Origin of the sequence: Enterobacter cloacae complex sp. P14RS (assembly GCF_014895895.1) — a bacterium.
Lineage (GTDB): Bacteria > Pseudomonadota > Gammaproteobacteria > Enterobacterales > Enterobacteriaceae > Enterobacter > Enterobacter bugandensis.
In genome coordinates, this window is record NZ_JADBQM010000013.1 from 81,642 (window position 1) to 101,757 (window position 20,116).

A 20,116-nucleotide genomic window follows, 5' to 3' on the forward strand; every position below is an offset into this window, starting at 1 on the left:
AGCATCACCAGGCTTAGGGATTAAGTCAGGTGTGTTTTTAATCAATATTAATGTTTACATTACGTCGTCGCTAAGGCGGGGTATAATATCACGCAAAATAATTAATCATTCCGTTTTTTTTAATTTGATTTAAGGGGTGTTGCATTTAAGCGAAATCTGGATGAGTTGATAAAAAACGGAAGGAATAAGCCTTAACGCAAATAAAAATACCGCGACGGTGAGCGTCGCGGTATTTGACGGTATAAACCCGTTTATACAGACAGATACGTTACCCCGGCAACCGGCTTTTCGGCCGCCCCGGCCCAAGCAGGATCGCCAGCTTGCTGCCCCCTTTGGTGGTTTCCATCCAGATTTTACATACGCTGGTCAGCGGGACCGACAGCAGCATGCCGACAGGGCCCAGCAGCCATCCCCAAATCAGCAAGGATAAAAACACCACCAGCGTCGACATGCCCAGCCGGTGCCCCATCATGCGCGGTTCAAGAATGTTGCCCAGCACCATATGCACGACGAGGAACAGCGCTCCGACCAGCATACATTCGTAGAAACCGTTAAACAGAAACGCCTGAATCATCGGCGGCACGGCGGAAAGCACCGCGCCAATATTCGGCACGTAGTTCAGCAAAAACGCCAGCACCCCCCACATCAGCGCGAACTGAACATCCATCAGCATCAGCCCCAGCCAGACAATAATCCCGGTCCAGACGCTTAGCAGCGTTTTCAGCGCCAGATATTTGGAGACGCCCTTTAAGGCGCGGTGTAGGCCGGCAATGTGTATTTGCGGGTTATTTAAAGCAAAGCGCAGCTTATACGGAACATGGCGCACTTCGAACAGCATAAACACCACCGTCATGACCAGCAGCAGTATGCTGGCCATCGCGCCGGAAAGACCGGTCATCAGCGTGGTGGCGTAGGTCATGACCTTCTCGGAATCCATCCTGCGCAGCATCCGCTCTGGTGAAATATGCAGGTTAAGAAAGGGCATCATCTCCTGCAGCGCGACGATTTTACGCGTCAGCTCTTTATTGTACTGCGGCAACATGGTGGAGAATTCGCTCAGCGATGCCGCCAGTACGCCGAAGAGCGCCGTCAGGCCAATCAGCATCACGATAACCACGATGGTGATGGCCACCGGGCGGCTCACGCCCCGGCGTAAAAACCAGGTCACCAGCGGATTGAGGACAATGGCAAAAAAGAGCGCCAGCAGGAGCTGGACGATAATGTCAGCGGCAGCATGTATACCCGCAAGGATAACCACCAGACAGGCGAGTTTTAATAAGATGTGGAGTCCTGCTTTATCAGGCTGGGGAGCTAACATGCGCGTTCCTTAATAAGATGACCCGATAAGTGTAGTGCCTTAGGGCCGCTTCGTCTGGCACCGATAATCTGAAAGTCGGGGCTGATTTTCTTATTGCTCCGTGGTAATAGTGAAACACTGTTGCAAAAAATTCAGGTAGAACCCCATGCCAGAACCTGCCGCCGAACCGGCGCTGAGCGGATTGCGCCTCAATCTGCGCATTGTTTCCGTCGTTATCTTCAACTTTGCCAGCTATTTAACGATCGGCCTGCCGCTGGCGGTTCTGCCGGGCTACGTCCATGACGTGATGGGTTTTAGCGCGTTCTGGGCGGGGCTGGTCATCAGCCTGCAGTATTTCGCCACGCTCCTTAGCCGCCCGCACGCCGGGCGCTACGCCGACCTGTTCGGTCCCAAAAGCATCGTGGTAGTGGGATTGTGCGGCTGTTTCCTCAGTGGTCTGAGCTACCTGCTGGCTGCCGCTACCAGCCACTGGCCGCTGGTCAGCCTGGCGCTGCTTTGCCTGGGCCGCGTCATTCTCGGGATTGGGCAAAGCCTGGCAGGAACCGGCTCGACGCTATGGGGTGTGGGGGTTGTCGGTGCACCACACATTGGCCGGGTTATCTCGTGGAACGGGATCGTCACCTACGGGGCGATGGCGCTCGGCGCGCCGCTTGGCGTGGCCTGTTACGCCTTTGGCGGTCTGTATGGACTGTCGCTGACCATTATAGCGGTCGCGCTTGTGGCGATACTGTTTGCGCTGCCGCGCCCGAAGGTGAAGGCCAGCAAGGGCAAGCCGCTGCCGTTTCGGGCCGTGCTGGGGCGCGTCTGGCCGTACGGCATGGCGCTGGCCCTGGCGACCACCGGCTTCGGCGTCATTGCGACCTTCATTACCCTGTTTTATGACGCCAAAGGCTGGGAGGGCGCGGCCTTTGCGTTAACCCTCTTCAGCGGTGCGTTTGTTGGCGCACGCCTGCTTTTCCCGAACGGTATCAACCGTCTGGGCGGGCTGAACGTGGCGATGATCTGCTTTACGGTAGAGATTGTCGGGCTGCTGTTAACCGGCATCGCCAGCGCGCCCTGGATGGCGAAAATTGGCGTCTTCCTGGCGGGAGCCGGTTTCTCGCTGGTCTTCCCGGCGCTGGGCGTGGTGGCGGTTAAAGCGGTGCCGCAGCAGAACCAGGGGGCGGCGCTGGCGACCTATACGGTATTTATGGATATGTCTTTAGGCATTACCGGGCCGCTGGCGGGGCTGGTGATGGCCTGGGCGGGGGTACCGGTGATCTATCTTGCCGCGGCGGGTCTGGTGATAATTGCCCTGCTGCTGACGTGGCGGCTAAAAAAATGGCCCCCGGTGCCGGCACCGGAGGCCACGTCATCGTCGTGAAGGGTTACTGGATCACGATGGTGTTAATGATGTTTTCAGCAGCCGTCTGCGCTTTCTGCTGATCTTCCGCTGGCAGGGTGATCTGCAGGGTCAGCAGTTTGTTATCAACCTTGCCCAGCACCACAGAAGACCAGGCGGTCTGGCCTTTCGCGGAGATGATGCTGTCCAGCTGCTGCAGCTTATGGCCTTTCAGCTCGATGGATTTATTGGTTACCACCTGCAGCTGCGGATCGCGGCCGCGCTGCTGATCTTCCAGACGTTTGGACAGAACGGCCAGGTCTTCGCTGGTGTCGTCGCCCACAATCACAATGACCGCTTTCTGGCCGGTTGCGTCGGAGTAAACGTGCATGTTATTCGCCTGGGTGCCCAGCTTGCCGCTCTGGTCAGTCATATCGGCTGGCAGAGAGAAACTGAGTTTGCCATCCATCAGATTCACCGGCTGACCGGTCGCGTTGCTTTCTGCGGATGCGCCCTGAGCAGGCGTTTTCGTGTCGCTGTTATCACAGGCTGCAAGACCCACAACCAGCAGGCCAATCCCGACATATTTAACCAGATTGCGCATTGACTTCTTCCTTTCGATAAACGGCCATAGCGGCTCATTCACCCATCTTATCACAACTGATAAAGCGAACCCTTAACCAGCCTGCAATGCCGTGATTTCAGATTTATCTGCCAGCCTTTTCAGCAGCATATTCAGCAGCACGCCGTACATCGGCAGGAAGAAAACAATGCTGATGAGCACCTTGAAGCAGTAATCCACCAGCGCGATCTCCATCCAGTGCTCGGCCATAAAGGCATCCGGGCTGCGCCAGAAGGCGATGAAGAAGAAGGCCAGCGTATCGCTCACGTTGCCGAACAGCGTGGACGCGGTCGGCGCCATCCACCAGCGGTGATTCTGACGCAGGCGGTTAAACACGTGCACGTCGAGGATCTGCCCCAGCGCGTAGGCCATAAAGCTTGCCGCGGCGATACGGGCGACAAACAGGTTGAAGTGTGTCAGCGCCTCAAAGCCCTGCCAGCTTCCCATGTAAAACAGGGAGGAGATCACGTACGAGATGAACAGCGCCGGAAGCATGACCGCAAAGATAATGCGGCGAGCCAGCGGTGCGCCGAAGATACGCACGGTCAGATCGGTGGCGAGGAAAATAAACGGAAAGCTGAACGCGCCCCAGGTGGTATGAAAACCAAAAATGGAGATCGGGAGCTGCACCAGGTAGTTGCTGGAGGTGATCACCAGCAAATGGAAAAGCGAAAGCCAGAACAACGCTTTTACGCGCTGTGATTCAGAGAACTGCGTCATATTGTGACCTTTTTATACGTTGGGGTGAGGGAACCCAATAAAAACCGCAGCATGATACTGCTTTGGCTGGACTTTGCAATGGTTAGTTTTTGCGCAATCGTTAACCTGGTTTGCATTGCCCGCGCCGGGGCGTAAACTACTGCCGTTTTTATCTGACCGAGAAGATCATGACCGACCTGTTTTCCAGCCCAGACCACACCCTTGATGCCCAGGGCCTTCGCTGCCCGGAGCCGGTAATGATGGTACGTAAGACCGTGCGTAACATGCAGACCGGTGAAACGCTGCTGATTATTGCTGACGATCCGGCCACCACGCGCGATATTCCCGGTTTTTGTACCTTTATGGAGCATGAACTGGTGGCACAGCAGACGGAAACGCTGCCGTATCGGTATTTGATTCGTAAGGGTTAACCATCGCTGAGTGGCCCTCACTTCTTTGGGGAGAGGTTGAGGGTGAGGGGAACATACGGCAGTGGTGGTCATTCCGTTCACTTTATGTTCCTTGCTACTCTGTAAATGCTGTTTCGGTGAACGTGCCAGGGCGGCTCAATCGCCACCGCCCTGGCTACCCGGGCTCCCGGCGGTAAATCGCCGCTACGCGGTACCTTCGGCTAATTCCTTTCGGCTTATCGGGGACGGGCGGAGGTAACATCCCTGTAAAGCCCGCCCTCTCGGCGCATCCATGCGCCTCGCCCCGGCCTTCAGGAAACGCCTCAGCGATTTACAGCCGGACCAGAGCATCGCAGAAAGCCTTAAATCGTTCTGAAACAACGTTAATGCTTCTGCTTAAAAATTACTGGGGAACCCTCAGCCCACGGGGAGAGGGGGCAAACACTAAAAATGGCCACGCAGTGGCCATTTTGCTTTTACCTTGCTAGCCTTTCATCCACGCCCGGATGCCGTCCAGGAACATCTGCGTCGCCATCATTACCAGAATCAGCCCCATCAGACGCTCCAGCGCGTTCACCCCTTTCTCACCCAGCAGGCGCAGGAACAGCGACGACTGCAGCAGAATAATAAATGTTCCGCCCCAGGCAATCAGCAGGGCAATCACCAGATGGCTCATCTGATTCGGATACTGATGCGACAGCAGCATCAGCGTCGCCAGAATGGTTGGCCCCGCGACGAGGGGAATCGCCAGCGGCACGATAAACGGCTCTTCGCCTGCGGGCAGGCCGCTGCTGCTGCCTTCGGCGCTCGGGAAGATCATCTTGATGGCAATCAGGAACAGAATAATCCCACCGGAAATGGAGACCGTTTCGGCGCGCAGGTTCAGGAACGCAAGGATTTTTTCACCGGCAAATAGGAAGATAAACATCACCAGCAGGGCAATAAGCAACTCGCGGATCATGATCGCCCGGCGGCGCTTCGGCTCGGTGTGCTTCAGCACCGACATGAAGATGGGCAGGTTGCCCAGTGGATCCATTATCAGGATCAATAAAACCGCTGCTGAAATGATTTCACTCATGTAAATTATCCCTGAAACTCTCTATGGTTATTATGATAATTAGCTGTATTTCTGATTGCCGGGCAATCATCGATTAATTTCGCTTGCGACTTTGGCAGCATTTTGTAATGTGAAGCATATCCCAGTTCAATACTGGCTTGCACAATCAGCACACACCCTCAGCAGGAAAAAAATGCTATGAAAAACGTTGGTTTCATCGGCTGGCGCGGTATGGTCGGCTCTGTACTCATGCAACGCATGGTTGAAGAGCGCGATTTCGACGCTATCCGCCCGGTCTTCTTCTCCACTTCCCAGCTCGGCCAGGCTGCTCCGTCCTTTGGTGGTACCACAGGCACGTTGCAGGACGCTTACGATCTGGAAGCGCTGAAGGCACTCGACATTATTGTGACCTGCCAGGGCGGCGATTATACCAACGAAATCTATCCAAAGCTGCGTGAAAGCGGCTGGCAGGGCTACTGGATTGACGCGGCCTCTTCACTGCGCATGAAAGACGATGCCATCATTATTCTCGACCCGGTTAACCAGGACGTCATCACCGACGGCCTGAACAACGGCGTGAAAACCTTTGTTGGCGGTAACTGCACCGTCAGCCTGATGCTGATGTCACTCGGCGGCCTGTTCGCGCAGGACCTGGTGGAGTGGGTCTCCGTGGCGACCTATCAGGCCGCGTCCGGCGGCGGCGCGCGCCATATGCGCGAGCTGCTGACCCAGATGGGCCAGCTGCACCAAAGCGTCGCGACCGAGCTGGCAAACCCGGCGTCCGCCATCCTCGACATCGAGCGCAAAGTCACTCAGCTGACCCGCAGCGGCGAGCTGCCGGTGGATAACTTTGGCGTACCGCTGGCCGGCGGTCTGATCCCGTGGATCGACAAACAGCTGGATAACGGCCAGACCCGCGAAGAGTGGAAGGGCCAGGCGGAGACCAACAAAATTCTCGCCACCGCGAATACCATTCCGGTTGACGGTCTGTGCGTGCGTATCGGCGCGCTGCGCTGCCACAGCCAGGCCTTCACCATTAAACTGAAAAAAGATGTGTCTATTCCGACCGTGGAAGAGCTGCTGGCCGCGCACAACCCGTGGGCGAAAGTGGTACCAAACGATCGCGATATCACCATGCGTGAACTGACCCCGGCTGCCGTTACCGGCACGCTGACCACACCGGTTGGCCGCCTGCGCAAGCTGAACATGGGGCCTGAGTATCTCTCCGCGTTCACCGTCGGCGACCAGCTGTTGTGGGGGGCCGCCGAGCCGCTGCGCCGCATGCTGCGCCAGCTGGCGTAATAATTTGTTAAACACGGGGGGTGATTGTCACCCCCTTTTTTTGCGTACTACATGGAGTAAAACGCAGATGTCTTATTTTTTATCAGGAGGAACCACGACGTTGGCTATGCTTTAAGGAAGATTTATTTCTCACCTGAGGGTAGGGCGGAGCAGAGAGGATCAACTGCACCGTTTAGGTCACATTAAAAGTCGTCCCGGAGCGCGTAAAAAGGGCGACATAAAAAAACAGGATGAATACCATGTCCGATCGTATTTCGAGAGACGTGATTAATGCGCTTATTGCGGGTCATTTTGCTGACCCCTTTTCTGTGCTAGGGATGCACCGTACAGAGGCCGGACTGGAAGTTCGGGCGCTGTTGCCGGATGCGACAGAAGTGTGGGTTATCGAACCCAAAACCGGCCGCAAGGTGGGTAATCTGGAATGCCTCGACTCGCGCGGCTTCTTCTCGGGCGTCATGCCCCGCCGTAAAAACCCCTTTCGCTATCAGCTTGCCGTTATCTGGCACGGCCAGCAAAACCTGATTGACGATCCCTACAGCTTTGGGCCGCTCTTAAAAGAGATGGACGCCTGGCTGCTGTCCGAAGGGACCCATTTACGCCCCTACGAAACGCTGGGTGCCCATGCGGATACCATGGACGGTATCACCGGCACGCGCTTTGCCGTATGGGCGCCAAACGCCCAGCGCGTCTCCGTCGTTGGGCAGTTCAACTACTGGGACGGTCGCCGCCACCCGATGCGCCTGCGCCGTGAGACGGGCATCTGGGAGCTGTTTATCCCCGGGGCACATAACGGCCAGCTCTACAAATTTGAGATGATCGACGCGCACGGCAAGCTGCGCATTAAAGCCGACCCGTACGCCTTTGAGGCGCAGATGCGCCCGGATACCGCATCGCTGATCTGCGGTCTGCCGGAGAAGGTCGTCCAGACCGAGGAGCGCAAGCAGGCCAACCGCTTTGATGCGCCGATCTCCGTTTACGAAGTGCATCTCGGCTCCTGGCGCCGCCACACGGACAACAACTTCTGGCTCAGCTACCGGGAGCTCGCCGACCAGTTGGTGCCGTACGCCAAATGGATGGGCTTTACCCACCTCGAACTGCTGCCGGTTAACGAGCACCCGTTCGACGGCAGCTGGGGCTATCAGCCCACCGGGCTGTATGCGCCCACGCGGCGCTTCGGCACGCGCGATGATTTCCGTTATTTCATTGATGCCGCGCACGCCGCCGGGCTGAACGTGATCCTCGACTGGGTCCCGGGCCATTTCCCGTCGGACGATTTTGCGCTGGCAGAGTTCGACGGCACGAAGCTGTACGAGCACAGCGACCCGCGCGAAGGCTATCACCAGGACTGGAACACGCTGATCTACAACTACGGTCGCCGTGAAGTGTCGAATTACCTGGTGGGGAATGCGCTGTACTGGATCGAACGCTTCGGCATTGATGCCCTGCGCGTGGATGCGGTGGCCTCGATGATCTACCGCGACTACAGCCGCAAAGAGGGGGAGTGGATCCCGAACGAGTATGGCGGCCGTGAAAACCTCGAAGCGATTGAGTTTCTGCGCAACACTAACCGCATCATCGGCGAGCAGGTGGAAGGCGCCGTGACCATGGCGGAAGAGTCGACGGACTTTGCGGGCGTCTCCCGCCCTCCGTCATCAGGCGGCCTGGGGTTCTGGTACAAGTGGAACCTGGGCTGGATGCACGATACGCTCGACTACATGAAGCTCGACCCGGTTTATCGTCAGTATCACCACGATAAGCTCACCTTCGGGCTGCTCTACAACTACACCGAAAACTTCATGCTGCCGCTGTCGCACGATGAAGTGGTGCACGGCAAAAAATCCATTCTCGACCGCATGCCGGGCGACGCGTGGCAGAAGTTTGCCAACCTGCGCGCCTACTACGGCTGGATGTTTGCCTTCCCGGGCAAAAAGCTGCTGTTTATGGGCAATGAGTTCGCCCAGGGTCGCGAGTGGAACCACGACACCAGCCTCGACTGGCATCTGCTGGAGGGCGGCGACAACTGGCACCACGGCGTACAGCGTCTGGTGCGCGACCTGAACCTGACCTACCGCCACCACAAAGCGCTACACGAGCTGGACTTCGACCCTTACGGCTTTGAGTGGCTGGTGGTGGACGACCACGAGCGCTCGGTGTTTGTCTTTGTACGTCGCGATAAAGCGGGCAACGAGATTATCGTCGCCAGCAACTTCACGCCGGTGCCGCGCGAACACTACCGCTTCGGCATTAACCAGCCGGGCAAATGGCGCGAGATCCTGAATACCGATTCCATGCATTACCACGGCAGTAACGCCGGTAATGGCGGGCTGGTGCAGAGCGATGCGATTGAAAGCCACGGGCGTCCAAACTCCCTGAGCCTGACGCTGCCGCCGCTTGGCACCATCTGGCTGATGCGGGAGGGAGAATGACGCAGCTTACGGCAGGTAAACCCGAACCGCTCGGCGCGAGTTTTGACGGAAAGGGGGTGAACTTCACGCTCTTTTCTGCTCACGCGGAGCGGGTGGAGCTCTGCGTGTTTGACGGGGAGGGTAACGAGCACCGTTACGATTTACCGTCCCGCACGGGAGACATCTGGCACGGTTACCTGTCCGGCGGGCGTCCGGGAATGCACTACGGTTTTCGCGTACACGGCCCGTGGGAGCCTTCTCAGGGGCACTGGTTTAACCCGGCGAAGCTGCTGATTGACCCGTGCGCGCGCCGCGTGGACGGCGAGTTTAAAGACGACCCGCTGTTCCACGTCGGCTACGGCGAACCGGACCACCGCGACAGCGAGCCCGTCGCGCCGAAAAGCGCGGTGGTGCACGATCTCTACGACTGGGAAGACGATGCCCCGCCGCGCACGCCGTGGGGTAACACCGTCATCTATGAAGCGCACGTCAAAGGGCTGACCTACCTGCACCCGTCGATCCCCAAAGAGATGCGCGGCACCTACAAAGCGCTGGGGCATCCGACCATGGTCGCTTACCTGAAGCATTTGGGCATCACCGCGCTGGAGCTGCTTCCGGTGGCGCATTTCGCCAGCGAGCCGCGTCTTCAGCGTCTTGGGTTAAGCAACTACTGGGGCTACAACCCGCTGGCGATGTTCGCTCTCGACCCGCGCTACGCGGTGCATCCGGAGAAAGCGCGGGACGAGTTTCGCGACGCGGTGAAGGCACTCCACGCCGCGGGCATTGAGGTCATTCTGGACGTGGTGCTGAACCACAGTGCGGAAAGCGATCTTGACGGCCCGACGCTCTCACAGCGCGGAATCGATAACCGTAGCTATTATTGGATCAGGGAAGATGGCGATTACGAGAACTGGACCGGGTGCGGTAACACCCTCAACCTCAGCCATCCGGCCGTTACGCATTACGCGTACGAATGCCTGAAATACTGGGTTGAAACGTTCCACGTGGACGGTTTTCGTTTCGACCTGGCGCCCGTGATGGGGCGCACTCCAGCATTTAGCCAGCAGGCGCCGCTGTTTGAGGCGATAAAAAACTGCCCGGTGCTCTCAACGGTGAAGCTGATTGCGGAACCCTGGGACATTGGTGAAGGCGGTTATCAGGTGGGGAACTTCCCGCCGCTGTTTGCCGAGTGGAACGACCACTACCGCGATGCCATCCGCCGCTTCTGGCTGGCGCGCGATCTGTCGCTGGGCGAGTTCGCCGGACGCTTTGCCGGCTCCAGCGATCTCTTTAAGCGCGACGGAAAACGTCCGTCGGCCACCATCAACCTGGTGACGGCGCATGACGGTTTTACGCTGCGCGACTGCGTTTGTTTCAATCAGAAACACAATGAGGCCAACGGCGAAGAGAATCGCGATGGCACTAACAATAACCATAGCTTCAATCATGGTATAGAAGGGTTAGGCGGAAGTCTGGATGTGATCGAGCGGCGACGCGCCAGCGTTCATGCGCTGCTGACGACGCTTTTGCTGTCTCAGGGCACGCCGATGCTGCTGGCGGGCGACGAGCACGGCCACAGCCAGCACGGCAATAACAACGCCTATTGCCAGGACAATACCTTAACCTGGCTCGACTGGGGGGAGGCGAACAGCGGGTTGACCCATTTCACCGCGGCGCTGATCCACCTTCGCCAGCAGATCCCCGCCCTTACCGCCGACAGCTGGTGGGAAGAGGGCGACGGCAACGTTAGCTGGCTGAATAAAGACGCGCAGCCGTTGAGCGCGCAAGAGTGGCAACACGGCATCACCTGCCTGCAAATCCTGCTTTCGGATAAGTGGCTGGTGACGCTGAACGCGACGGACGACGTCGCAGAGATTGTTTTACCTGACGGGGAGTGGCGAGCTGTTCCCCCCTTTGCCGGAGCGGATAATCCGGTAGTAATGGCTGTCTGGCACGGGCCTGCGCACGGAGTGTGCGTATTCCAAAGATGATAAAAAAGGAGTTAGTCATGGTTAGATTAGAGAAGAACGATCCGTTAATGTTGGCGCGCCAGCTACCATTAAAAACCGTTGCCCTGATACTTGCGGGCGGGCGTGGTACCCGTCTGAAAGATTTGACCATCAAGCGCGCCAAGCCGGCCGTTCACTTTGGTGGTAAGTTCCGCATTATCGACTTTGCGCTCTCAAACTGCCTGAACTCGGGCATTCGCCGCATTGGCGTCATTACTCAGTATCAGTCGCACACCCTGGTGCAGCACATTCAGCGCGGCTGGTCATTCTTCAGCGAAGAGATGAACGAGTTTGTCGATCTGCTCCCGGCGCAGCAGCGCGTACACGGGGAAAACTGGTACCGCGGCACGGCGGATGCGGTGACCCAGAACCTCGACATTATTCGCCGCTACAGCGCGGAATACATCGTGATCCTCGCGGGTGACCACATCTACAAGCAGGATTACTCGCACATGCTGATCGACCACGTCGAAAAAGGGGCGCGCTGCACCGTGGCGTGTCTGCCGGTGCCCGTTGCCGAGGCGACGGCGTTTGGCGTGATGCACGTGGATGCGGACGATAAGATTATCGACTTCGTTGAAAAACCGGCGAACCCGCCAACCATGCCGGGCGATGACACCAAATCGCTCGCCAGCATGGGGATCTATGTCTTTGATGCAGATTATCTTTATGAGCTGCTCGAAGAAGACGACAAAGACGAAAGCTCCAGCCACGACTTCGGTAAAGACATCATCCCGAAAATCACCAAAGCTGGCATGGCCTATGCACATCCCTTCCCATTGTCCTGCGTGCAGTCCGATCCGAATGCGGAGCCTTACTGGCGCGATGTGGGAACCCTGGAAGCGTACTGGAAAGCCAACCTCGATCTGGCGTCCGTGACGCCTGAGCTGGATATGTACGACCAGAACTGGCCGATTCGTACCCACATGGAATCCCTGCCGCCGGCGAAGTTCGTGCAGGACCGCTCCGGCAGCCACGGCATGACCCTGAACTCGCTGGTCTCCGGCGGGTGCATCATCTCCGGTTCGGTGGTGGTGCAGTCCGTGCTGTTCCCGCGCGTGCGTATAAACTCATTCTGTAATATCGATTCGGCGGTTCTGCTGCCGGATGTCTGGGTAGGGCGTTCGTGTCGTCTGCGTCGCTGCGTGATCGACCGTGCCTGCGTCATTCCTGAGGGAATGGTGATTGGTGAAAACGCGGAAGAAGATGCGCGTCGCTTCTACCGTTCTGAAGAGGGGATCGTGTTAGTCACACGGGAAATGTTGCGGAAGCTGCAGATCAAACAGGAGCGATGATGCAGGTTTTACACGTATGTTCTGAGATGTTCCCGTTGTTAAAAACGGGCGGCCTGGCGGATGTTCTTGGTGCATTACCGGCGGCGCAAATCGCCGGTGGAGTCGATACCCGCGTCCTGCTGCCCGCCTTCCCGGATATCCGGCGCGGCATACCTGATGCAAAGGTCGTGACCCGCCGTGAAACGTTTGCCGGACGCATCACCCTGCTGTTTGGGCACTACAACGGCGTAGGGATCTACCTGATCGACGCGCCGCATCTTTACGACCGTCCGGGCAGCCCGTATCACGATACCAACCTGTTCGCCTATACCGACAACGTGCTGCGCTTTGCGCTGCTCGGCTGGGTGGGGGCGGAGATGGCCGTCGGGCTGGATCCATTCTGGCGTCCGGATGTGGTCCACGCGCACGACTGGCACGCCGGGCTGACGCCAGCGTATCTGGCGGCAAAAGGGCATCCGGCAAAATCGGTGTTTACGGTGCACAACCTGGCGTATCAGGGCATGTACTATGCGCATCATATGAATGACATCGATCTGCCATGGTCGTTCTATAACATGCACGGGCTGGAGTTCAACGGGCAAATTTCGTTCCTGAAGGCCGGGCTGTACTACGCCGACCACATCACGGCGGTGAGCCCCACCTACGCGCGTGAAATTACCCAGCCGGAGTTTGGCTACGGTCTGGAAGGGCTGCTGCAGCAGCGCCATCGTGAAGGCCGCCTGTCGGGCATTCTGAACGGCGTGGATGAGCAGATCTGGAGCCCTGAAACCGATCTCCTGCTTGCCGCGCGCTATGGCCGCGACTCGGTGGAAGATAAAGCTGAAAACAAACGCCAGCTGCAAATTGCGATGGGGCTGAAGGTCAACGACAAGGTGCCGCTGTTTGCGGTGGTCAGCCGCCTGACCAGCCAGAAAGGGCTGGATCTGGTGCTGGAGGCGCTGCCCGGTTTACTGGAGCAGGGTGGACAGCTGGCGCTGCTCGGCGCGGGCGACCCGGTGCTGCAGGAAGGTTTCCTCGCCGCCGCCGCGGAACATCCGGGGCAGGTGGGCGTGCAGATTGGCTATCACGAAGCGTTCTCGCACCGCATTATGGGCGGCGCGGACGTGATTCTGGTGCCGAGCCGTTTCGAACCCTGCGGCCTGACGCAGCTCTACGGTCTGAAATACGGCACGCTGCCGCTGGTGCGCCGCACGGGCGGGCTGGCGGATACGGTGTCGGATAGTTCTCTGGAAAACCTGGCGGACGGTATCGCCAGCGGGTTTGTCTTTGAAGACAGTAATGCCTGGTCGCTGCTTCGGGCGATTCGGCGTGCGTTCGTCTTGTGGTCCCGTCCATCCCTGTGGCGTTACGTTCAGCGTCAGGCGATGTCCATGGACTTTAGCTGGCACGTTGCGGCGCAGTCGTACCGCGATCTTTATCAACGCTTGATGTAACGAGGCGAAGTTACTGATATGAACGCTCCATTTAGCTACTCTTCCCCCACGCTCAGCGTTGAGGCGTTAAAGCACTCCATCGCCTACAAGCTGATGTTTACCATCGGGAAAGATCCGGTCATCGCCAACAAGCACGAGTGGCTGAACGCCACCCTGTTTGCGGTGCGTGACCGCATGGTCGAACGCTGGCTGCGCTCTAACCGCGCCCAGCTTTCGCAGGAGACGCGGCAGGTTTACTACCTGTCGATGGAATTTTTGATTGGCCGCACCCTCTCCAACGCGCTGCTGTCGCTCGGTATCTACGACGACGTCAAAACCGCGCTGGAAGAGATGGGGCTGGATTTAGAAGAGCTGATTGACGAAGAGAACGACCCGGGGCTGGGTAACGGTGGTCTCGGGCGTCTTGCCGCCTGCTTCCTTGACTCGCTGGCAACGCTGGCGCTGCCGGGGCGCGGCTACGGTATTCGCTACGACTACGGCATGTTCAAGCAGAACATCGTTGATGGTCGCCAGAAAGAGTCCCCGGACTACTGGCTGGAATACGGCAACCCGTGGGAGTTCAAGCGCCACAACACGCGCTACAAGGTGCGCTTTGGCGGACGCATTCAGCAGGAAGGGAAAAAGTCCCGCTGGGTGGAAACCGAAGAGATCCTCGCCGTGGCCTATGATCAGATCATCCCCGGCTATGACACCGATGCGACCAATACGCTGCGCCTGTGGAACGCCCAGGCGAGTAGCGAAATCAACCTCGGTAAATTTAACCAGGGCGACTACTTTGCCGCGGTGGAAGATAAAAACCACTCCGAGAACGTCTCCCGCGTGCTGTACCCGGATGACTCAACCTACTCCGGGCGCGAGCTGCGCCTGCGTCAGGAGTATTTCCTCGTCTCCGCGACGATTCAGGACATCCTCAGCCGCCACCATCAGCTGCACAAAACCTACGCCAACCTGGCGGAGAAAACCGCGATTCACCTTAACGACACCCATCCGGTGCTCTCCATTCCCGAGCTGATGCGCCTGCTGATCGACGAGCACAAGTTCAGCTGGGACGACGCGTTTGAGGTGACGTGCCAGGTGTTCTCCTACACCAATCACACCCTGATGAGCGAAGCGCTGGAGACCTGGCCGGTGGACATGCTCGGCAAAATTCTGCCGCGCCACCTGCAAATCATCTTCGAGATTAACGACTACTTCCTCAAGACGCTGCAGGAGCAGTACCCGAACGATACCGGGCTGCTGAGCCGTGCCTCGATCATTGATGAATCAAACGGTCGTCGCGTGCGCATGGCCTGGCTGGCGGTGGTGATCAGCCACAAGGTGAACGGGGTGTCTGAGCTGCACTCGAACCTGATGGTGCAGTCCCTGTTTGCGGACTTCGCGAAGATCTTCCCGACACGCTTCTGCAACGTCACCAACGGCGTTACGCCGCGCCGCTGGCTGGCGCTGGCAAACCAGCCGCTCTCTGACGTGCTGGATGAGAATATCGGCCGCACCTGGCGCACCGATTTGAGCCAGCTGAGCGAGCTTAAGCAGCATATTGATTTCCCGACGGTGAACAAGGCCGTGCGGGAAGCCAAGCTGCTGAACAAGAAACGTCTGGCGGTCTGGCTGGCGATGCACCTCAACGTGGTCGCAAACCCAAAAGCGCTGTTTGACGTGCAGATCAAGCGCATCCACGAGTACAAGCGTCAGCTGATGAACGTGCTGCACGTGATCACCCACTACAACCGCATTAAGGCCGATCCAACCGCAGAGTGGGTGCCGCGCGTGAAGATCTTCGCCGGTAAGGCGGCTTCCGCTTACTACATGGCGAAGCACATTATTCACCTGATCAACGACGTGGCGAAGGTGGTGAACCAGGATCCGGAGATTGGCGACAAGCTGAAGGTGGTATTCATCCCGAACTACAGCGTCAGCCTGGCGCAGCTGATCATCCCGGCGGCAGATCTCTCCGAGCAGATCTCCACGGCGGGAACGGAAGCGTCCGGCACCAGCAACATGAAGTTTGCCCTCAACGGCGCGCTGACCATCGGCACCCTGGACGGGGCGAACGTCGAGATGCTGGAGCACGTAGGAGAAGAGAATATCTTTATCTTCGGCAATACCACCGAAGAAGTGGAGGCGCTGCGCAGGAAAGGCTACTCCCCGCGTGAGTTCTATGAAGGGGATGAAGAGCTACGTCAGGTCCTGACGCAGATTGCGACCGGTGTGTTCAGCCCCGACGAGCCGGGCCGCTATCGCGATCTGGTGGATTCGCTGATTAACTTTGGCGACCACTATCAGGTGCTGGCGGATTATCGCAGCTACGTGGACTGCCAGGATAAAGTTGACGAGCTGTACCGTCAGCAGGAGAAGTGGACCAGCGCGGCGATGCACAACATCGCCAACATGGGGTATTTCTCGTCTGACAGGACCATCAAGGAGTATGCCGAGAACATCTGGCATATTGATCCGGTGCGGTTGTAAAAACAAAGCCCGGTGGCGCCACCGGGTTTTTTACATCACGACGCCAGCGACAGCTCACGCTTCCCCGCATGCTGCTGCAGCCACTGCGCCACGCGAGACTGCTGCTCGGCGTTAAGCCACATCCCTTCTTTGGTACGACGCCAGATGGCATCTTCAAGGCGGCGAACCCACTCGTGCTCAACCAGGTAGCGCAGCTCGGCCTCGTACAGCTCGTGGCCGAAATGTTCACCCAGATCGGCAAGCGATTTCGCGTCGCCCAGGAACAGCTCGGTATTGCTGCCGTAGGTGCGGGCGTAGTGGCGCGCCATCCCTTCGGTAATGAACGGGAAGCGACGGCGCAGCTTCGCGGCGTAATCGTCGCGGTTTCCGCCAATATCTCCGCCGGGCAGCACTGCCTCTTTGGTCCACGCCGGGCCAATACCTTTGTAGTACGGCGCCAGTTTTTCCAGCGCGTGCTCGGCCAGCTTGCGGTAGGTAGTCAGCTTGCCGCCAAACACCGACAGCAGCGGTGCCTGACCGTCTACGTCGTGGATATCAAGCGTGTAGTCGCGGGTGATGGCCTGCGGTGAGTCAGACTCGTCATCGCACAGCGGACGCACGCCAGAGTAGGTCCAGACCACGTCGTCGCGCGACAGCTGTTTCTTGAAGTGCGCGTTATACACTTTCAACAGGTAGTTCACTTCGCTCTCGTCGATCTCGACGTTCTTCGGATCGCCCTTGTACTCCACGTCGGTGGTGCCGATGATGGAGAATTCGTCCATCCACGGGATCACAAACACGATGCGTTTGTCTTCGTTCTGCAGAATGTAGGCCTGCTTCTGGGTATGTACGCGCGGCACCACAATGTGGCTGCCTTTGATCAGGCGGATGCCGTACGGCGAAGGCAGGTGCATGCCGTCGTCGAAGAACTGCTTCACCCACGGGCCGGTGGCGTTCACCAGGCCGCGTGCTTTCCAGCTGAACTTCTCGCCGGTATCCACGTCTTCTGCTTCCACAATCCACAGGCCGTTTTCACGACGGGCGGCGGTCGCGCGGGTCCGGGTTTTCACCTCGCCGCCTTTCTTCTCGACCATCTGCGCATTCGCCAGCACCAGACGCGCATCGTCAACCCAGCAGTCTGAATATTCGAAACCGCGCACGATTTCCGGCTTAAGGACCGATTCTGAGCCAAAACGCAAACCGTTCGAACCCGGCAGGCTGGTGCGTTTGCCCAGATGATCGTACATAAACAGACCGATGCGGATCATCCACGCCGGACGCAGGTGCGGGCGGTGCGGCAGGCGGAAGCGCATCGGAATCGCCAGATGCGGGGCCATTTTCAGCAGCACTTCGCGTTCGGCCAGCGCTTCGCTGACCAGGCGGAATTCGTAGTGTTCCAGGTAGCGCAGGCCACCGTGGATCAGCTTGGAGCTGGCGGACGACGTCGCGCAGGCGAGATCGTTAGCTTCCAGCATCAACACGGATAAACCGCGTCCTGCGGCATCAACCGCAATACCGGCACCGTTGATGCCACCGCCTATCACAATCAGATCTTTGGTTTCCATAACACCCTCATGCACTTTCGTTAAAGCTCAAAAATGTTCGATATCGCTCATAATAGCAAAGGAACGCGCTTTTGGTAACATCAAAAAAACAATTTAGAGTGATATGGATAACATAATGGCGTTTACCCGCCGCCAGGACGTACACTACGGGGTAAAATCTTGTCGTTGACCACTGTAAAGAGAACACCATGGATCAGTTTGAATGTATTAACGTAGAAGAAGCCCACCAGAAGATGCACCAGGGAAAAGCGGTGCTGGTGGACATTCGCGACCCGCAGAGTTTTGCGATGGGCCACACGCCGGGCGCGTTTCATCTGACCAACGACACGCTGGGCGCGTTTATGCGCGATAACGACTTCGAAACGCCCGTTATGGTCATGTGCTACCACGGCAACAGCAGCAAAGGCGCGGCGCAGTATCTGATTCAGCAAGGCTATGACGCGGTATACAGCGTCGACGGCGGCTTTGATGCCTGGCATCGTCATTTCCCGGCAGAAGTGGAATACGCGTTTGAGCGCTAATCCCGCTATACTGTCCCCTTTTGTGTGGAAATAAGCGACCGCTGCCCATGTTGATGATCACCTCTTTTACCAACCCGCGCGTCGCCCAGGCGTTTGTCGACTATATGGCGACGCAGGGCATTATTCTGACCATTCAGCAACATACTCAGACCGACGTCTGGCTGGCCGATGAGAGCCAGGCAGGGCGGGTCAACGAGGAGCTGGCGCGTTTCCTTGAGAACCCCGGCGACCCGCGCTATCTGGCGGCCAGCTGGCAATCCGGGCAGACCGGCAGCGGACTGCATTACAGCCGCTTTCCCTTCCTTGCCACGATTCGCGAGCGCGCGGGCCCGTTTACGCTGCTGCTGATGGCAGCCTGCATTATCGTCTTCATTATTATGAACGTGGTGGGCGACCAGAGCGTGATGATCGCGCTGGCGTGGCCATATGACCCGTCGCTGGATTTTGACGTCTGGCGCTACTTTACCCACGCGCTGATGCATTTCTCGGTGATGCATATCCTCTTTAACCTGCTGTGGTGGTGGTATCTCGGCGGTATCGTTGAGAAGCGGCTCGGCAGCGGCAAGCTGATTGTCATCACCGTAATCAGCGCCCTGCTGAGCGGCTATGTACAGCATAAATTCAGCGGCCCGTGGTTCGGCGGGCTGTCGGGTGTCGTCTACGCTTTGATGGGCTACGTCTGGCTTCGCGGGGAGCGCGACCCGGAAAGCGGCATCTATTTACAACGCGGATTAATAGCCTTTGCGTTAATATGGCTAATTGCCGGATGGTTTGATCTGTTTGGTATGTCTATCGCCAATGGTGCGCACGTCACCGGCCTCGCCGTCGGTCTTGCAATGGCGCTTGCCGACACGCTCCATGCGCGAAAACGAACATAATTCTCAGGGATAATTGATGAAACAAACACAACGTCATGACGCCATTATCGAACTGGTCAAAAAACAGGGATACGTCAGCACCGAAGAGTTGGTCGAGCAGTTTGCCGTCAGCCCGCAAACCATCCGTCGTGACCTGAACGATCTGGCCGATCAGAACCGTATTTTGCGCCACCACGGCGGCGCGGCGCTGCCGTCCAGCTCGGTCAACACCTCCTGGCACGACCGTAAAGCCACGCAGACGGCAGAAAAAGAGCGCATTGCGCGTAAAGTGGCGAGCCAAATCCCGAACGGTGCGACGCTGTTTATTGATATCGGCACCACGCCGGAAGCGGTCGCTCATGCGCTGCTGGATCACGAGAACCTGCGCGTGGTGACCAACAACCTGAACGTCGCCAACACGTTGATGCAGAAAGATGATTTCCGCATCATCCTCGCGGGCGGCGAACTGCGCAGCCGCGACGGCGGGATTATCGGCGAAGCGACGCTCGACTTTATCTCTCAGTTCCGCCTCGACTTCGGCATCCTGGGGATCAGCGGCATCGACACCGACGGCTCACTGCTGGAGTTTGATTACCACGAGGTGCGCACCAAGCGCGCGATTATTGAAAACTCGCGCCACGTGATGCTGGTAGTGGACCATTCGAAGTTTGGCCGAAACGCGATGGTGAACATGGGCAGCATCAGCATGGTGGATGCGGTCTATACCGACGTGATGCCGCCAGCGGGCGTGATGCAGGTGATTAAGGATAATAATTTGCAGTTAGAGTTGTGTTGAAAAGCCGTTCTCCCTCTCCCTGTGGGAGAGGGCCGGGGTGAGGGCATCAGGCCGCACAAAA

16 protein-coding genes are annotated in these 20,116 nt (G+C 57.9%); 11 read left to right on the forward strand and 5 right to left on the reverse strand.

Going from position 1 to position 20,116, the window contains the following annotated elements; translation table 11 throughout:
• Positions 1-268: 268 nt before the first annotated feature.
• A complete protein-coding gene (locus IM295_RS12165; RefSeq protein ID WP_041911893.1) occupies positions 269-1,318 on the reverse strand; it encodes an AI-2E family transporter in 1,050 nt (349 codons plus the stop codon).
• A 145-nt stretch (positions 1,319-1,463) separates the two neighbouring features.
• Between IM295_RS12165 and IM295_RS12170 the strand changes: the two genes are divergently transcribed.
• Positions 1,464-2,681, forward strand: coding sequence for an MFS transporter (locus IM295_RS12170; protein ID WP_192979066.1), 1,218 nt, complete (start codon positions 1,464-1,466; stop codon positions 2,679-2,681).
• 4 nt (positions 2,682-2,685) lie between these two features.
• On the opposite strand, the gene IM295_RS12175 is transcribed toward IM295_RS12170, so the two are convergent.
• Together IM295_RS12175 and IM295_RS12180 are read right to left on the reverse strand one after the other, a co-directional pair.
• Positions 2,686-3,243 carry a DcrB family lipoprotein gene (locus tag IM295_RS12175; RefSeq protein WP_028014694.1) on the reverse strand — a complete coding sequence of 186 codons (558 nt, stop codon included), beginning with the start codon at positions 3,241-3,243 and terminating at the stop codon, positions 2,686-2,688.
• 72 nt (positions 3,244-3,315) lie between these two features.
• The gene (locus IM295_RS12180) at positions 3,316-3,981 is read right to left on the reverse strand and encodes a 7-cyano-7-deazaguanine/7-aminomethyl-7-deazaguanine transporter (RefSeq protein ID WP_028014693.1); all 666 of its coding nucleotides are present in this window, start codon (positions 3,979-3,981) and stop codon (positions 3,316-3,318) included.
• 167 nt (positions 3,982-4,148) lie between these two features.
• On the opposite strand from IM295_RS12180, the gene tusA reads away from it, so the two are divergent.
• Positions 4,149-4,391: a sulfurtransferase TusA gene (gene tusA, locus IM295_RS12185; RefSeq protein ID WP_032653764.1), complete on the forward strand. Its 243-nt coding sequence runs from the start codon at positions 4,149-4,151 to the stop codon at positions 4,389-4,391.
• A 463-nt stretch (positions 4,392-4,854) separates the two neighbouring features.
• Here tusA and yhgN read toward each other — a convergent pair whose 3' ends face one another.
• Positions 4,855-5,448 (reverse strand): NAAT family transporter YhgN, encoded by a 594-nt coding sequence (gene yhgN / locus IM295_RS12190; protein WP_003861574.1) that lies wholly within the window; start codon positions 5,446-5,448, stop codon positions 4,855-4,857.
• Positions 5,449-5,625: 177 nt separating this feature from the next.
• Here yhgN and asd point away from each other — a divergent pair, with 177 nt between their 5' ends.
• The 6 genes from asd (at position 5,626) to glgP (ending at position 16,337) form a co-directional block, all read left to right on the forward strand.
• Positions 5,626-6,729: an aspartate-semialdehyde dehydrogenase gene (gene asd / locus IM295_RS12195; protein ID WP_022649649.1), complete on the forward strand. Its 1,104-nt coding sequence runs from the start codon at positions 5,626-5,628 to the stop codon at positions 6,727-6,729.
• A gap of 239 nt (positions 6,730-6,968) precedes the next feature.
• A complete protein-coding gene (gene glgB / locus IM295_RS12200; protein ID WP_045259374.1) occupies positions 6,969-9,155 on the forward strand; it encodes a 1,4-alpha-glucan branching enzyme in 2,187 nt (728 codons plus the stop codon).
• Positions 9,152-11,125 (forward strand): glycogen debranching protein GlgX, encoded by a 1,974-nt coding sequence (glgX, locus tag IM295_RS12205; protein ID WP_193066751.1) that lies wholly within the window; start codon positions 9,152-9,154, stop codon positions 11,123-11,125. The genes glgB and glgX overlap by 4 nt, the downstream gene beginning before the upstream one ends.
• A 17-nt stretch (positions 11,126-11,142) precedes the next feature.
• Positions 11,143-12,438 carry a glucose-1-phosphate adenylyltransferase gene (glgC, locus tag IM295_RS12210; protein ID WP_028014690.1) on the forward strand — a complete coding sequence of 432 codons (1,296 nt, stop codon included), beginning with the start codon at positions 11,143-11,145 and terminating at the stop codon, positions 12,436-12,438.
• The gene (gene glgA / locus IM295_RS12215; RefSeq protein ID WP_041911898.1) at positions 12,438-13,871 is read left to right on the forward strand and encodes a glycogen synthase GlgA; all 1,434 of its coding nucleotides are present in this window, start codon (positions 12,438-12,440) and stop codon (positions 13,869-13,871) included. The genes glgC and glgA overlap by 1 nt, the downstream gene beginning before the upstream one ends.
• An 18-nt stretch (positions 13,872-13,889) precedes the next feature.
• A complete protein-coding gene (gene glgP / locus IM295_RS12220; RefSeq protein WP_041911899.1) occupies positions 13,890-16,337 on the forward strand; it encodes a glycogen phosphorylase in 2,448 nt (815 codons plus the stop codon).
• A 35-nt stretch (positions 16,338-16,372) separates the two neighbouring features.
• Here the strand turns inward: glgP and glpD are convergent, their stop codons facing one another.
• A complete protein-coding gene (gene glpD, locus IM295_RS12225; protein WP_041911900.1) occupies positions 16,373-17,881 on the reverse strand; it encodes a glycerol-3-phosphate dehydrogenase in 1,509 nt (502 codons plus the stop codon).
• A 188-nt stretch (positions 17,882-18,069) separates the two neighbouring features.
• Here glpD and glpE point away from each other — a divergent pair, with 188 nt between their 5' ends.
• The 3 genes from glpE to IM295_RS12240 are packed head-to-tail and all read left to right on the forward strand — an operon-like array spanning position 18,070 to position 20,055.
• Positions 18,070-18,402, forward strand: a complete 333-nt coding sequence (gene glpE / locus IM295_RS12230; RefSeq protein WP_028014686.1) for a thiosulfate sulfurtransferase GlpE — start codon at positions 18,070-18,072, stop codon at positions 18,400-18,402.
• Positions 18,403-18,449: 47 nt separating this feature from the next.
• The gene (gene glpG, locus IM295_RS12235) at positions 18,450-19,280 is read left to right on the forward strand and encodes a rhomboid family intramembrane serine protease GlpG (protein WP_193066752.1); all 831 of its coding nucleotides are present in this window, start codon (positions 18,450-18,452) and stop codon (positions 19,278-19,280) included.
• Positions 19,281-19,296: 16 nt separating this feature from the next.
• Entirely contained in the window at positions 19,297-20,055 is a 759-nt protein-coding gene (locus IM295_RS12240) for a DeoR/GlpR family transcriptional regulator (RefSeq protein WP_028014684.1), read from the forward strand.
• Positions 20,056-20,116 lie beyond the last annotated feature (61 nt).